Annotated in this window: 11 protein-coding genes; 9 read left to right on the forward strand and 2 right to left on the reverse strand. The window is 70.8% G+C overall.

What is annotated here, in order from left to right; all coding sequences use genetic code 11:
* The first annotated feature begins 54 nt into the window (after positions 1-54).
* From QK440_RS20675 to QK440_RS20690, 4 genes are read left to right on the forward strand one after another with little or no spacing between them, the layout of a single operon-like run.
* Positions 55-2,952: a non-ribosomal peptide synthetase gene (locus tag QK440_RS20675; RefSeq protein ID WP_282794648.1), complete on the forward strand. Its 2,898-nt coding sequence runs from the start codon at positions 55-57 to the stop codon at positions 2,950-2,952.
* On the forward strand, positions 2,931-4,049 hold the full coding sequence (locus tag QK440_RS20680; protein ID WP_282794649.1) for a cytochrome P450: 1,119 nt from the start codon (positions 2,931-2,933) through the stop codon (positions 4,047-4,049). The genes QK440_RS20675 and QK440_RS20680 overlap by 22 nt, the downstream gene beginning before the upstream one ends.
* Before the next feature lie 26 nt (positions 4,050-4,075).
* A complete protein-coding gene (locus QK440_RS20685; RefSeq protein ID WP_282794650.1) occupies positions 4,076-5,266 on the forward strand; it encodes a cytochrome P450 in 1,191 nt (396 codons plus the stop codon).
* 16 nt (positions 5,267-5,282) lie between these two features.
* Complete coding sequence (locus tag QK440_RS20690; protein ID WP_282794651.1) at positions 5,283-6,338, forward strand: methyltransferase; 1,056 nt, start codon at positions 5,283-5,285, stop codon at positions 6,336-6,338.
* A 30-nt stretch (positions 6,339-6,368) separates the two neighbouring features.
* Here the strand turns inward: QK440_RS20690 and QK440_RS20695 are convergent, their stop codons facing one another.
* Complete coding sequence (locus QK440_RS20695) at positions 6,369-6,827, reverse strand: flavin reductase family protein (RefSeq protein WP_349239304.1); 459 nt, start codon at positions 6,825-6,827, stop codon at positions 6,369-6,371.
* Between the two features lie 319 nt (positions 6,828-7,146).
* Here QK440_RS20695 and QK440_RS20700 point away from each other — a divergent pair, with 319 nt between their 5' ends.
* The 5 genes from QK440_RS20700 to QK440_RS20720 all read left to right on the forward strand — a co-directional run bounded on the left by QK440_RS20700 (position 7,147) and on the right by QK440_RS20720 (position 13,818).
* Entirely contained in the window at positions 7,147-8,745 is a 1,599-nt protein-coding gene (locus QK440_RS20700) for a tryptophan halogenase family protein (protein WP_282794653.1), read from the forward strand.
* A 33-nt stretch (positions 8,746-8,778) separates the two neighbouring features.
* Positions 8,779-10,131, forward strand: a complete 1,353-nt coding sequence (locus QK440_RS20705; protein ID WP_282794654.1) for a cation:proton antiporter — start codon at positions 8,779-8,781, stop codon at positions 10,129-10,131.
* Positions 10,121-10,507 (forward strand): hypothetical protein, encoded by a 387-nt coding sequence (locus QK440_RS20710; RefSeq protein WP_282794655.1) that lies wholly within the window; start codon positions 10,121-10,123, stop codon positions 10,505-10,507. Before QK440_RS20705 ends, QK440_RS20710 begins: the two co-directional genes overlap by 11 nt.
* Positions 10,508-10,627: 120 nt before the next feature.
* A complete protein-coding gene (locus tag QK440_RS20715) occupies positions 10,628-11,845 on the forward strand; it encodes a wax ester/triacylglycerol synthase domain-containing protein (protein ID WP_282794656.1) in 1,218 nt (405 codons plus the stop codon).
* An 80-nt stretch (positions 11,846-11,925) separates the two neighbouring features.
* Positions 11,926-13,818: an acyl-CoA synthetase gene (locus QK440_RS20720; RefSeq protein ID WP_282794657.1), complete on the forward strand. Its 1,893-nt coding sequence runs from the start codon at positions 11,926-11,928 to the stop codon at positions 13,816-13,818.
* On the opposite strand, the gene QK440_RS20725 is transcribed toward QK440_RS20720, so the two are convergent.
* The gene (locus QK440_RS20725; RefSeq protein ID WP_282794658.1) at positions 13,808-15,094 is read right to left on the reverse strand and encodes a wax ester/triacylglycerol synthase domain-containing protein; all 1,287 of its coding nucleotides are present in this window, start codon (positions 15,092-15,094) and stop codon (positions 13,808-13,810) included. The genes QK440_RS20720 and QK440_RS20725 overlap by 11 nt on opposite strands.
* Between the last annotated feature and the right edge of the window lie 50 nt (positions 15,095-15,144).

Here is a 15,144-nt window from a genome sequence, read left to right on the forward strand (position 1 = left end):
CGGCCCGAGGCACCGTGTGCCCGCGAGCGGACGCGCCGCGAAGCGCTCCGTCCCGTGGGTGAGGCCGCACCGCCCCTGCGCGCGGTCCTGCTGCGGTACGCCGACGACAGCGCCGCCCTCGTGCTCGCGGCCCGGCGCTCCCGGGTCCCCCACGCCGTCCTCGACCAGGTCGCCGACCTCCTGGTCACCGGCTCGGCCCCCGGCCCGCCCCCGGCACTGCCGGACAGGGCGGAGCCCCCGCCGCCGCGGTGCGCCGGCCTCCCCTGGGGGCTGCCCGACCCTGGACGCGCCGGTACCGTCCAGGTGCGCCCGGTGGCCCTGCCCGTGCCCGCCGGAGGAGGCGGCAGACGGCTGGTCATCGGCGCCGTGGCGCTCGCCCTGGCCCGCTACTCCGGCGCCACGACGGCCGAGGTGGGCCGGCTCGACGCGGGCCTCGACCCGGGCCTCGACGCGGCCGTCACCGTGGACGGGATCGACGAGGACCGGAGCCTGGCCGACTACCTCACCCAGGTCGACGCCGCGCTCGACGCCGCGCTCGGCGCCGCCCCCGACACGACGGTACGGACCGAACGGCCCGGCGTGGGCCTCGTGTTCTCCCCGGGGCGGGACGACCGGACCCACCTGCCGTTCCAGACGCCTCCCTTCCCCTGCACCCTCCAGGTCGTGGAGCGGGCCGACGGCTCGGTGGAGGCGTCCTGCTGGTTCGACGAAGGGGCGCTCTGTCCCTCCGTCGCGGCCACGTTCTGCGCCTGCGTCGAGCGGTTGGCCGGATGCCTCGCAGAGGGCGCGGGGGAGGCCGAAGGCCGGGGAGCCGTGCCGCTGTCGGCGCTTCCCCTCCTGGACGCGGACCAGACCGCCCACGTCCTGCGGCTCGGCGGTGCCGGCCGCCCGCGCCCGGGGGCCGGTGACGTGCGGATCGAGCAGCGCTTCGAGGGGGTGGCACGGGCACGGCCGGACGCGGTGGCCGTCACGGCCGACGGCACAGAGCTGACCTACCGCCAACTCGACGAGCGCGCCGACACCGTCGCCGCGGGCCTGCGCGCCCTGGACCTGCCCCCGGCAGGCAGGGTCGGCGTCTGCCTGGACCGCGACGCGCCCCTCGTGGTCGCCCTGCTCGGCGTCCTCAAGGCGGGACACGCCTACGTGCCCATGGATCGCGGCCACCCGCCGGAGCGGCTGCGGTACATCGCCGAGAACGCCCAGGTCCCCGTGGTCATCACCGACCACGCCTCGTTCCCGGCGAGCGCCGGCGTGCGCACGGTCGGGCTCGACGACCTGGCCACGGCTGCGGCCACGCCCCCAGCCGCGACTCCGGCCACGTCTCCAGCCGCGACCTCGGCCACGCCTCCAGCCACGACGCCGGCCACGGCCACGGACCGCGGTCACCGGGCGCCGCCGCCCCGCTCCGCCGGCGACCCCGCGTACGTCATCCACACCTCCGGATCGACGGGCCGCCCCAAGGGAGTGGTCGTCCCCCACCACAATGTCCTCTCCCTCCTCTCCGCCACCGCCCCGGAATTCTCCTTCGGCCCCGAAGACGTCTGGACGCTTTTCCATTCCGCCGCGTTCGACTTCTCGGTCTGGGAGATCTGGGGCTGTCTGCTGACCGGCGGGCGGCTCGTCGTCGTACCGTATTGGACGGCACGGGACGCCGACGCATTCCGCGCGCTGCTCCTTGCGCAACGTGTCACTGTGCTCAATCAGACTCCCTCGGCTTTCTCCGCACTCGCCCAGGCGGACCGCGGGGCGCAGGACGACCTTCTCGTACGGCTTCTGATATTCGGCGGCGAGCCGCTCGACGTAAAGCTGCTCGCCCCCTGGTTCGCCCGCTATTCCCCCGCGCGCTGCCACGTGGTGAACATGTTCGGAATCACGGAGACCACCGTCCACGTCACCGCGCATTCCGTCACTCCGGCCGACGTGGCCGGAGAATCCCGTACGGTCGGCCGCCCCCTGCCGGGCTGGTCCGTCTCCGTACGCGACCCCCGCGGCCGGGTGCTCCCCCCGGGAGCGGCGGGGGAGATCCACGTCGGCGGCGCGGGCGTCGCCCACGGCTATCTGGGCGACCCCGAGCTGACGCGGCAGCGCTTCGCCGTGGACGACGTCTCGGGGGAACGGCTCTATCGCAGCGGCGACAAGGGCAGGCTGCGCCCCGACGGCCGGCTCGACCACCTGGGCCGCCTCGACGACCAGGTCAAGATCCGCGGTCACCGCATCGAACTGGGCGAGATCCGGTCCGTCCTGGCGGCCGACCCCCGGGTGGGCGCGGCCGTCGTCACGGTCACCCAGGCCTCCGCGGCCGACCGCGCGAGCAGCCGGATCGACGGCTACGTGGTGCTCGCCGAGCCGTGCGACCCCCGGCAGATCCTCGCCGACGCCCGCCGGGTCCTGCCGGACTACATGACCCCGGCGACCCTCACCGCGGTCCCCTCGATCCCGCTCACCACGAACGGCAAGCCGGACCTGACCCGGCTCCCGGCGTCCCCCGCCCGCACCGGACAGCGCTCCGGCGCGGTACGGGACCCGGACCCCGGCCCCGGCCCCGACGACGTGGCGGGGCGGGTCCTCGCCATCTGGAGCCACTGCCTGGACACCGAAGCGACCGCCGACGACAACTTCTTCGAACTCGGCGGCAACTCGCTGCTGATCCTGCGCGTCATCACCGCCATGCGGGAAAGGGGACTTCCCCGGGTCGCCCCCCCGCGACTTCTACGTCAACTCGACCGCGAGCCGATTCATCAAGCTGGTCCGAGAGCGCTGCGCCGACGAGAGTTGAAGCGATTCCTTGACAGTCGGAAGCCCATCTTGAACGATGGGCTGGCCTGCATTTTCAGAGACTCCCCGGAAGGACGTGTTCGGAAATGCACGTTGACGAATGGGACGTCCACCCGAAGCATTTATGGCTGCATGGCCGGCACCCGGGAAAGATCGTGGACTACGACGAGTCCCTGAAAATGTGGAACGTCTACGGCTATCCGGAGGCCGTCGAAATCCTCACCCAGCCCTCGGTATTCTCGAACAACTGCGGACGCCTCGACGCGGGCGAGCTGCCCGAGGACATCTGCGCGGGCGACTTCTCCCAGATGGACCCGCCCGAGCACCGCACGGTGCGCGGCCTGGTCGAGTTCGCCTTCACGCCGAAGCTGGTGGCCGACCTGGAGACCCGCGTCGAGGCCCTCGTCCACGAGATGCTGGACGACCAGGCGGGCAAGGACGGCTTCGACCTGGTGGCCGACCTGGCGACACCGCTGCCGCTGACCGTGATCTGCGAACTCCTCGGAGTGCCGCGCGAGGACCGCGCCCGGATCCACCACTGGTCCCAGAAGATGGTCGACGACTCCGGGGACTTCGAGTCGCCCGAGGCCGCGCAGGAGGACGTGCACGCGCTCCAGCGCGCCTTCGACCTGCTCCGCGAGATGCGCGAGTACTGGACCGGCCTCGCCGAGGTGCGGCGGCGCGAGCCGAGCGAGGACCTGCTCAGCCACCTCGTGCACGCGCAGGTCGAGGGCGAGAAGCTGAGCGAGATCGAGGTGTTCAACATCGCCAACCGCCTGGTGATCAACGGCCACCACAGCACGTCGATGCTCCTCAGCAACACCATGCTGATCCTGGACGCCTTCCCCGACCAGGCGGCCCGGGTCCGCGCGGACCGCTCCCTCGTGCCCACCACGGTCGAGGAGTCGCTGCGGTACATCTCGCCCATCTCGGCGGTCGGCAAGGCCACCAACGCCGACGCCGTGGTGGCCGGGACCCGCATCCCCAAGGACCAGATCGTCATGGTGTGGACGGGCGCCGCCAACCGCGACGAGCGCGTCTTCGCCGACCCGCACATCTTCGACCCGGCGCGCACCCCCAACCCCCATCTGGGCTTCGGCCGCGGCGTCCACTTCTGCGTGGGCAGGCGACTGGGACGCATGGTCGCCAGGACCGCGGTGAACGTGCTCCTGGACCGGTGCCCGGCCCTGCGCACCGACCCGGACCGTCCCCCCTCGTTCATCCAGATCGCCGACGCCGGAGGCATGGACAGCCTGCCCGTCCTGGTCAACTGACCCACCCAGCGCAGGGAGAACCCACCATGACCACGGTCGTCGACCGGTGGAACATCCACCCCGAGCACCGCTGGCTGCGCGGCGAACGAGCCGGCCCGGCCATCCAGTTCGACGAGACCCAGAACCTGTGGAACGTCTACGGGCACGCCGCGTGCCGGGAGATGCTCAGCGACTACCGGACCTTCTCCTCCGGCACGGCCCGCCTGCTGCCCGTCAGTGTGGACGCCTCCCTCATGGAGGGCGACCTCTCCCAGATGGACCCGCCGGACCACCGCAAGTACCGCAAGCTGCTCACCCCCGCCTTCGCGCCCAGCCGCATCGCCGCGATGGAGCCGCGGATCGCCGCGATCACCGACGAGCTGCTCGACGCCGTCACGGGCAAGCCCGACATCGACCTCGTCGCCGACCTGGCCTACCCGCTGCCGGTCATCGTCGTCGCTGAACTCCTCGGGGTCCCGGCGAGCGACCGCGCCCTGTTCAAGGGCTGGGCGGACAACGTCATCGAGAGCTTCAGCGGCTTCACCTCCCTGGACACCGAGCAGGGGCCCGAGGACATCCGCGAGGGCACGCAGCAGCTGCAACCACTCCTCGCGTACCTGCGCGGGCACATCGCCGAGCGCCGCCGCCGACCCCGCGAGGACCTGATGACCGTCCTCGCCACCGCCGAGATCGACGGCGAACGCCTCACCGACAACGAGGCGGTCAACATCGCCAACATCATGCTGATCACCGGGCACATCACCACCTCGATGGTGCTCGGCAACACCGTGCTGTGCCTGGACGCCCATCCCGAGCAGGGGCGGCGCGTCCGCGCGGAACGGTCCTTGGTCCCCGGCGCCATCGAGGACGCGCTGCGGCTGCTGCCGCCCGCGACCGTGCTCACCCGCGCCACCGAGACCGAGGCCGAGGTCTGCGGCGTGCGCATCCCGAAGGACCAGTTGATGTTCCTGTGGCTGGGCGCGGGCAACCGCGACCCCCTGGAGTTCCAGGACCCCGACCTCTTCGACCCCACCAGGGACCCCAACCCGCACTTCGGGTTCGGCGGCGGCATCCACTTCTGCATCGGCGCCGGACTGGCCCGCCTCGAAGGACGCATCGCGCTGAACGCGCTCCTCGACCGCTTCCCCGTGCTGCGCACCGACCCGGACACGCCACCCAGCTTCTTCGACACGCCCGACATGATCGGGGTCGACAAGCTTCCCCTCCACACCGTCTGACGAGGGAGCCACCACGATGGAGTCCCCCCTTCCCGCCATGCTGTCGGGCTACGTGTCCTCGCAGATCGTCCACGCGACGGCGGAACTGGGCCTCGCCGACGCCCTCGCGGACACCCCGCGCGGATACACCGAGCTGGCCGAGCGCACCGGGACCGACCCGGCCGCCCTGCGCCGCCTGCTGCGCGCCCTGGTCGGCCTCGGCCTCGTGGAGCAGCTCGACGCCGACCGGTTCGCCCTCACCCCGCTCGGCGGCCAACTGCGCACCGGGACGCCGGACTCGCTCCGCGACGACGTCCTGCTGTCCGTCACACCGGAGCTGTGGCAGGCGTGGGGCGCGCTCACCCACGTCGTCCGCACCGGCGAGCCCTGGCGGCACGCCAGCACCCGGCTCACGGCCCACGAGTCGGCGCTGCGCGACCCGCGGACGGCGGCGCTGTACCGCGCGGCCAAGGCGCGCGGCTCCCAGGAGTTCACCCCCGGCCTCGCCGAGGTCTACGACTTCTCCCGCTTCCGTACGGTCGTCGACTTCGGCGGCGACGACGGCGCCCTCATGGCCGCGGTCCTGTCGTCCGCCCCCGAGGCACACGGCGTCCTGTACGACCTGCCCGCCGCGCTCGACGGCGTCAGAGCCACCCTCGACGCGGCGGGGGTCGGCAAGCGCTGCGACGTCGTCGAGGGCGACGTCACGGCCCGCATCCGTACGGACGCCGACGCCTACCTGCTCAACCACCTGGTCCGGGACGTCGGCGACGACGCGGCGGTCGCCCTGCTCGCCCGGTGCCGGGCGGCCATGCCCCCCACCGCCCGACTGCTCCTGTTCGAGACCGTGATGCCGCCGCTGCTCACCTCCGCCGACTCCGCGAGCTTCGGCCTCACCGACCTCAACAACCTCGTCTACACGGGCGGTCGCGAACGCACGGCGGAGGAGTACCAGGCACTCCTGGAAGCGGCGGGATGCACGCTCGTCACGGCCACCGCCGTACCGGCCGCCGACGGGCTGCCCGACTACCACGTCATCGAGGCCGTGCCCACGCCCGCCGAAGGCGCCTCGACAGGGGCGGGGGAGAGGTGAGCGATGCGGTACGGGAGTCCAGGACCCGCCTCAGGAGTGCGGCCAGACGCTGTAGCGGCGCAGCCCGTACAGCAGCGGCCGGCAGCGCGAGCCGTTGGTCACCCCGTAGACCTCACCGAAGACGATGACGTGATCACCGACGGCCTGTGGCGTACGGGTCCAGCAGTCGGCGACCGCGTGCGCGTCCTGCCGCAGGTGTGGACCGGCGCAGTCGCCGTCGAGGTGCCAGGGCACGCGGTCGAACCGGTCCCGGGCGCCCGAAGCGAACAGTTCGGCCGTCGTCTGCGCCTCGGCGTGCAGCAGATTCACCGCGAATTCCCCCCGGTCGACCATGGCCGCCAGCGTCGGGCTCTTCTCGCGCAGGCACACCAGCAGGGTCGGCGGATCGAGCGTGACACTGCATAACGACGAGCAGGTCATCCCCCACGGACGGCCGTCGAGATCGAGCGCGGTGACCACGGCCACTCCCGTCGGGAAACCACGCATCATCGCGCGGAATCCCTCACCCCTTGTCGCCGCCCTGTCCCTGTGTTCGATCGACTCTGTCATTCCTGCCCTCTTTCTGCCGGCATCGAGCCAACGGTCGCATGCCACACCCATGAAGGAATCATCAACGGACGTGACGCGGGAGGATTTCGACTGACGGGAACGGAGCATCGCGAAAGGGCCGAGCGGTGGCCCGAACGGACCACCGCGGCGCAATGCCCCGGGCATTGGAGCACAGCGAACGTATCACTGGCCGCCCGGCTCCGAAACCTTCGGATTCCAGCGATTTCTCTCGCACCACGACCAGGACAAGGAGTGCCCCATGGACGACAACCGCATACGGAACATCGTCATTCTGGGCGGTGGTACCGCGGGATGGATGTCGGCGTGCTATCTCGGCAAGGCTCTCGGCCCGCAGGTGAACATCACGCTCCTGGAAGCGCCCGCGATCCCGAGAATCGGAGTGGGCGAGGCGACCATCCCGAACCTGCACAAAGTCTTCTTCGACTTCCTCGGCCTCGCCGAGGAGGAGTGGATGCGCGAGTGCAACGCCAGTTTCAAAACAGGGATCAGGTTCATCAACTGGCGCACGCCCGGCGCGGGCGAGAGCGCGGCGCGGCCCGCGGCCGACGGCCGCGCGGACCACTTCGACCACCTCTTCGGGCTGCTCCCCGACCACGAGAACCTGCCGCTCTCGCACTACTGGACGCACCGCCGGGCGTCCGGCGCGACCGACGAGACCTTCGACCGCGCCTGCTACGTACAGCCCCCGGTCCTCGACCGCAACCTCGCGCCGCGCCACCTCGACGGCACCAGGTGGACGAGCTACGCCTGGCACTTCGACGCGAACCTGGTCGCCGACTACCTGCGCCGCTTCGCCACGGGGAAGCTGGGCGTGGCGCACGTCAAGGACCGCTACACGCACGCCGAGATGGACCACCGCGGGTTCGTCACGGCCATCAACACCGAGACCGGCAGCCGCCTGGAGGCCGACCTCTTCGTGGACTGTTCCGGTTTCCGCAGCCTGCTGATGAACCAGGTGATGCGCGAGCCGTTCCTGGACATGAGCGACTACCTGCTCAACGACAGCGCGGTCGCCACCGCGGTCCCGAACGACGACGAGAAGAACGGGATCGAGCCCTACACCTCCGCCATCGCGATGTCCTCCGGCTGGACCTGGAAGATTCCCATGCTCGGCAGGTTCGGCACCGGCTACGTCTACTCCAGCCGCTTCCAGTCCCGGGATGCGGCGACGGCGGAATTCTGCCGCATGTGGAACCTCGACCCGGAGACGCAGCCGCTCAACCAGATCACCTTCCGGGTGGGCCGAAACCGGCGGGCCTGGGTGCGCAACTGCGTCGGCATCGGCCTCTCCTCCTGCTTCGTCGAACCACTGGAGTCCACCGGCATCTACTTCATCTACGCCTCCCTCTACCAGCTGGTGAAGCACTTCCCGGACAAGAACTTCGAGCCGATCCTGGTGAAGCGGTTCAACACCGAAGTGGAGAAGATGTTCGACGACACCCGGGACTTCATCCAAGGGCACTTCGGCTTCGCCCCCCGCAACGACACACCGTTCTGGCGGGCCTGCAAGGAGCTCGAATTCTCCGACGACTTCGTCGAGAAGGTGAAGATGTACAAGGCGGGCCTCTCCGTGGAGACGCCGGTCGTCGACGAGAACAACTACTACGGCAACTTCGAGGCGGAGTTCCGCAACTTCTGGAACAACTCCAGCTACTACTGCATCTTCACGGGGCTCGGCATGCTCCCGGACCACCCGCTGCCGTCCCTGTCCCTGCGGCGGGAGGCCGTGGAGGCGTCGGGCGCCGTCTTCGCCGACATCAAACGCCGCCAGGCCGAACTCGTCGACACGCTGCCGTCGACCTATGAGTACCTGCGCAGGCTGCACCACGGGCAGTAGCGTTCCGCCGGACCGCGAACGGAGAGCCGGACAGTGAGTACACACGTCGTCGCGGCCGGGTCCTCCTCCGCGACCACGGCGAGCCTGCTGGGCGCGCTGGCCCTCGTGCTCGCCGCCGCCTTCCTCTTCGCCAGGCTCGCCAAGGCCGCACGGCAGCCCGCGGTGGTCGGTGAGATCGTCGCCGGCATCGCCCTGGGGCCCAGCGTGCTGGGCCTGCTGCCGGGCGATCCGGTCGGGACGCTGTTCCCCGCGGACATCAGGCCCGTCCTCCAAGCCCTGTCCCAGCTCGGGCTCGTCCTCTTCATGTTCGGCGTCGGCCATCAGTTCCACACCGCGCACCTGCGGCGACACGGCCGCCGCATCACGGCCGTGTCGCTCAGCTCCGTCGCCCTGCCGTTCGCCCTGGGGGCCGGGCTCGCCGTGGCCCTGGCCCCCTGGTTCGAGCGGTCGGACATGAAGACGGACGGCCTGCTGGTGCCGGCGCTGTTCCTCGGGGCGGCGATGTCCATCACCGCGTTCCCGGTCCTCGCCCGCATCATCAGCGAACGCGGCCTCCAGAAGGACCCCATGGGGGCCGTCGCCGTCGCATGCGCGGCCGTCCAGGACGTCCTCGCCTGGATCATCCTCGCGCTGGTCGTCGCGCTCGCGGACAGCTCCGACCCCTGGCCGCTGGCCCGGATGGCGCTCGCCTCGGCCGCGCTGCTCGCCGGCCTGGTCTGGCTCGTCCGGCCCGCGCTGAAATGGGTGCTGGCCCCGGCACGGCCGTGGTCCGGCGCCCTGGTCACCCACGCCGTGCTCGTCGTAGGGCTGCTCCTGAGCGCCTGGGCGACCGAGGTCATCGGACTGCACGCGGTGTTCGGGGCCTTCGCCTTCGGGGCCGTCGTGCCCCGGGCCGAGGTCGACGCGAGCGCCCCCGAGATACCGGAGCGCATCGAGCAGACCAGCCTGCTCCTCCTGCCGGTCTTCTTCGTCGTCACGGGCCTCGCGGTCGACCTCGGCGGACTCGGCGGCAGGGGCGTGGTGATCCTGCTGGCCGTGCTCGCGGTGGCGTGCGCCGGTAAGTTCCTCGGCGCCGCGGGCGCGGCACGGCTCACGGGGGCGACCGGGCGTGAGGCGGCTGTGCTGGGCACGCTGATGAACGCGCGCGGCCTGACGGAACTCATCATCCTCAACGTCGGCGTCGGCATCGGGGCCCTGGACGGCCAGATGTTCACCGCGATGGTGATGATGGCCGTCGTGACCACCGTCATGACCGGCCCGCTGCTCGACCTCTTCCAGCGCCCGACGAGCCGGCGCGGCACACCTGGGGACGCGAGCAGGACCACCCTGAGCCTCTCGACCACGTCACCGGACGAGGCCCGCTGCCGTGTGGAGCATGACTCATGACCGTCCAGACTTCCAGGGGGAGCCTGGAGAACACGTCGTTGAGGTCGTCCGCGGTGACCTGCTGGTCCTGGTCATGGTGCAGGGGGACGGTTCCGTCGGCGAGTTCGGCGGTGCGTTCGCCGTCCTGGCCGATGACGGGTACGAAGCCGCACAGTTCCCTGCCGTACACCTCAGCGCGGAGTTCTTCGCCATCGCCGAAGACACCGGCATGACGCCCCCTTCCAGCAGGCGTGCGCGTCTTGCTCTTGGCCCGGGCTCGCCCGGTCTCGCGCCACCGGGTGGCGCGGTCGGCACTTCCCTCTCATGCCACGACGCCCACTCGACCGGGTCAATCCGGTTGCCCTCACGTTTGGAGCGGCGGCGCAAGCCTGCGTAGCGTGCGTCGAAGCCGGTCGCCGGTCTCGTGCGAGCTGCGGCTGTCGACTGCGTGACCGAACCAGTGGGCTCGAGCCCGGGTGAGGGATGCCGGATCGGGTCCAGCCAGAGGAAACGACGTATGCGGAAGACGCGCGGCATCGCGGCTGTCGACCGGGCGTATCTGAGAGCTCCGCACGACCGAGTTCGGGTGACGGGGCTCTATCTGGATGTGGAGGGTCCGTCGCCGGACATCGAGGTGTTTCGGGCCCGGGTACGGGACCGGATCATCCACCGCCATGTGCCCGCCCTGCGGCGGTTCGCCACCGCCGGGAGCGTCCGCTGGGAGCACACCGAACCGGATATCGAAGAGCACGTCAATGTGTGGCCCGGTACGGAGGATCTGGACGGTGTGACAGAAGAGCTGATGCGGCACCCTTTGCCGTCGCCCACCCGCCCGTTGTGGGATCTCTGGGTCATCAACGCTCCGCGGTCGCGGTCCTTCCGGCTGTGTTTCAGAGTCCATCACGGCTTGCTGGACGGGGAGGGGATCGCGCACACCGCTCTTCACCTGCTCGCCGACGGCGTGGCGAAGGGACCTCACACCCATCCCGCTTTCACCCCCACCCCCGCAGGGCTGCTGATGATGGGCGGTGACCTCATGGCGGCGCGCAGCCGGCAGCGCCAGTGGAGCCTCCTCGCCACGGAGGCGCACGGTCGTGCCAAGCGCTGGTGCTATGCCGACGTGCCCGAGAGCCGGTTGCGCGCGGTCGCCGGGATGTGGCGAGCCACCGTGAATGATGTCTTTCTCGCCGCGGTGTGCGGCGCGCTGGGCGCTCGACGGCAGAGCGCAGCCGCGCGGAGGCCCTTGCCCGCGGACATCACGGCGACCATGCCCATGTCCGTGCGCCGTCCGGGCCAGGAGACGAACCCCGGCAATCACACGGTCTTCTCCCATGTGCGCCTGCGTACGGCGGTCCAGCCGAAGGAGGCGGTACGGGACATCACCGCGTACACCCGCCGGTTGTCCGCCAGGAGGTACCGCGACGCGGCCCTGCCGCTGTACACCGCCCCGATCCTGTCGCCGCTGGTTGAGCGGATGGTCCGCCACGGGCTGAGTCACACGCCCCTGGTGGTGAGTCATGTCACGTTGCCGGAACGTCTGCGTTGCTTCGGCGCGGAGGTGACCGCCGCCTTCCGCCTTCCCGACCTGGGGCAAGGTGTCTTGTGGTACGTCGGGCTGACACGGCTGCCGGGGACCGCAAGGCTCGCGGTTGTGCACGAAGCCGACGCGGAAGGGGCCCGCGCCTTTCCTGCTCAGTGGCTGCAGGCGCTCACGAATCTGGAACAGACCCCATGAGCGCGCACCCGGCCGTCCTCCCACACATCCCCGCCTCACAGCCACGGCTGCTCGCCGTGGCCGCGTACAAGGAGAACTCAATGCAGCCGGCCCCCCACACCCAAGGCGACCGTCCCCTTGTTCTGTCTCCCGAGGACGTACCCGCTGTCGAGGCCGTCCCGCTCGGCGAGCGGAACTTGCCCGACAGCACGTACGAACTGCTGCGACGCTCGGCGGTGGCCCATCCCGATCGCCCCGCGCTGCACCTGCTGGGCGAGAGCGGGCACATGCCGTGGCGGGAAGCACCCTGCTGGACGTACCAGACGCTGTTGCGGCAGGTGCACCAAGCGGCCAACGCCTATCTGGCGTGCGGCCTGTCCGAGGGCGGCGTGGTCACGCTGATGGTCCCCAACCTCGGCGCCACCTATGCGGCCCTTCTCGGCGCCCAGGCCGTGGGCATCGCCAACCCCGTCAACCCCAGGCTCGACGACGAGCACCTGGCCGGGATCCTCACGCTGACCGGCACGCAAGTCCTGCTGAGCGCCGGTCCCCGACTCGCACCGGACGTGTGGGCCAAGGCGGTGCGGGTCGCGTCCCGCGTCCCCGGCGTGCGTGCCCTCATGGCGATCGATACGGACGCGGAAACGGATGAGCCGAGCCTGGGCGACGCGGACTTCGCAGGGCTCGCCCGTACGCAGCCCGGCGACCGGCTGCTCACCTCGCGCCGCCCCGGCGGACAGGACCTGGCCGCCTACTTCCACACCGGCGGCACGACCGGCGTCCCCAAGGTCGCCCCGCACACCCATGCCATGGAGGTGTACATGGCATGGGCCTTGGGGTGCTCGGGCGCCTACCTCGACGACGCCGTCCTCCTGTCCGGCCTCCCGCTGTTCCACGTCAACGCCCTGCACGTCACGGGACTCGGCCCCTTTCTCCACGGCCTCCCCATCGTCTCGCTCGGCCCGCAGGGATACCGCGACAAGTCCCTCATGGCCGACTTCTGGCACATCATCGAGCACTATGGGGTGACCACCTTCTCGGGTGTACCCACCGTCTACGCCACCCTGCCGCCGATTCCTGACGGGGTCGACCTCTCCCGCCTGCGTGCGGGGGCGGTCGGCGCCGCTCCCCTGCCGGGCAAGGTCCGCTCCACCTTCGAAAGCGCCGCCCGTGTGCCTTTGGTGGAGGGGTACGGGCTCACCGAGGCCACGTGCGCCACCGCGTCCACTCCCTTCCTCGCTCCCAGGCCGGGTTCGGCCGGGCTACGGCTGCCTTACCAGCAGGTCAAGGCGGTGCGCGTCGACGCCGACGAGCGCCCCGTCTCCGAGTGCGTGCCAGGACAGAGAGGCGTACTGGCCATCAGCGGCCCCAGCGTCTTCCCGGGGTACCTGCGGCAGGGCCCGGAGGGCGTCTTCCCCGATCCCGAGGGCACGATCTTCGACGGCTGGCTCCTCACCGGTGACCTGGGCAGTGTCGACGCGGAGGGCTATGTCTACCTGTCCGGCCGGGCCAAGGACCTCATCGTGCGCGGCGGCCACAACATCGACCCGCGCTCGGTGGAGGAGTCCCTGCTGGCGCATCCCGAGGTGGACGCCGCCGCCGTGGTCGGTGCCCCCGATCCCTCCTACGGGGAAGTGCCCGTCGCCTATGTCGTCCTGTGTCACGGTGCCCGTACGGATGAGGAGGGCCTACGGGCTTGGGCGCAGGCACACGCCCCCGAGCCGGCTGCCGCGCCCCGAGCCGTGCATGTGCTGAACGCTCTGCCGACCACCGAGATCGGCAAGATCTACAAGCCCGCGCTGGCCGCGGACAGCGTACGACGCGTCGTCAGCGAGGCTCTGGCCCGCTGCGGACTGAGCGGGTCCGTCGACGTCCGTGTGTCCGAGGGACGTCCCACTGTGCTCGTCAAGGCCTGCGCGGGAGACGACTCCGCTCGTGCGGCTGTCCGCGCCGACCTGGACCGGTACCTGTTCACCTACGAGATCATCGAGTAGCCGCCCACGCGGCTGGTGCGGTACGTGGTGACGCGAGGGCGTAGGCCTTCTCGAGTTCGCACAGAGCGTCCTGCCACAGGTGCGGCAGCACGCTCGGGTCGGGGCTGTCGCGGTCGCTGGTGAAGCAGACGGTCGCCTGCCCTTCGTAGGTGGTCAGTGCCACGGTCAACGGCTGCCCGAAGAGCAGCGGCGGCAGGCTCACCACCTGGCGCACAGGATCTCCGTTGACACTCAGCCCCCCTCCAAGATGCATACTCGAGGTCAGCAGAGCGCTCCGGCTGCGGTTGAGCAGCCAGCGGGTGGTGAGACCGCCGATGAGCGGCAAGTGTCGCAGGGCGGCTCGCTGCTGGGGCACGTGGGCGGCGCGTTTGTCCGTGCTGCTGCGCACCAGCTTCAGCCTTCGGCGTGGGTCGGGTTCCGAGCAGTGCAGTTCGGCCCGCATGGCCACCAAGTGGTTGCCCAAAGTGGCCATTTCGTAGCCTGGGGGGCGGCTTTCGACGGGTACGAAAGAGTGGAGCGGCCGCACACCGTGGTTCCAGTCCTCCGGGGTCCAGTGCCGCAGGGCGCCCGCTGTGACGGTGAGGTAGACCTGGTTGACGGAAGCGCCGGCCGCTCGCGCGACCGCCTCGAGGCGGCTCGTGTCGCACGTGGTGAAGTGCAGGGTGCGCGTGGGGCCCGCCGCGGCGCGTACCGGGCTCCAGCGGGCGGTCGGCCGTACGAGGGTCGGCAGGGTACGCGCGAGCCAGCGAGCGGCCGTAGCCACACGCAAGGGCGGCTCGGCATCCGGCGGGACGGTCAGCGGAAGCTCCAGGCCCGGAACCATGACGGCGCTGATGCCCGCCATGCCCCCCGCGGCGTCCTGCAGGGCGTGGTGCACCCGGCAGGCAATGGCGTAGCGGTCACGGGCCCAGCCGGTGACCAGCCACACTCCCCAATTGTCGGCCCCTGCGGGGAAGGGCGCGTCATGGACGGCTTGGGCAACGCGTTCCAGTCCCGCGGGGCCCTCGGGTACGTGCACCGCGTGGACCTGTTCGCGCGGGTCCCCGCCCTCGGCGGGCTCCCAGACCCGCCGGTTGTCGGCGCTCACCCGGTAGTTCCAGGCGGGAACCCGCGGCACGGTGTCGGCGACCAGCTCACGGAGCTGGCCGAGGCTCGGCGGTCTCCCCTCGAGAACGCCCAGAACTCCCAGGTAACCGCCGTTATGGGGAGTGGTGAGCGCGGCGCGGTGCAGATGCCGGTCCACCGGTGAGGGGATGGGCGGAGGGGGCGTGCTCATGTTCCGGTTGCCTCCAAGCGCGGGTCTCGGTCGGGCCAGGATGTAACCAC

This window comes from Streptomyces sp. CC224B (assembly GCF_030010595.1).
In the GTDB taxonomy this organism is placed as follows: Bacteria; Actinomycetota; Actinomycetes; order Streptomycetales; family Streptomycetaceae; genus Streptomyces; species Streptomyces longispororuber.

Bases quoted from the DNA above. Each gene is read 5' to 3' on its own strand.
- QK440_RS20685 (WP_282794650.1), top strand. From the start codon at position 4,076: ATGACCACGGTCGTCGACCGGTGGAACATCCACCCCGAGCACCGCTGG.
- QK440_RS20690 (WP_282794651.1), top strand. From the start codon at position 5,283: ATGGAGTCCCCCCTTCCCGCCATGCTGTCGGGCTACGTGTCCTCGCAG.
- QK440_RS20695 (WP_349239304.1), bottom strand. From the start codon at position 6,827: ATGATGCGTGGTTTCCCGACGGGAGTGGCCGTGGTCACCGCGCTCGAT.
- QK440_RS20700 (WP_282794653.1), top strand. From the start codon at position 7,147: ATGGACGACAACCGCATACGGAACATCGTCATTCTGGGCGGTGGTACC.
- QK440_RS20710 (WP_282794655.1), top strand. From the start codon at position 10,121: ATGACTCATGACCGTCCAGACTTCCAGGGGGAGCCTGGAGAACACGTC.
- QK440_RS20715 (WP_282794656.1), top strand. From the start codon at position 10,628: ATGCGGAAGACGCGCGGCATCGCGGCTGTCGACCGGGCGTATCTGAGA.
- QK440_RS20720 (WP_282794657.1), top strand. From the start codon at position 11,926: ATGCAGCCGGCCCCCCACACCCAAGGCGACCGTCCCCTTGTTCTGTCT.
- QK440_RS20725 (WP_282794658.1), bottom strand. From the start codon at position 15,094: ATGAGCACGCCCCCTCCGCCCATCCCCTCACCGGTGGACCGGCATCTG.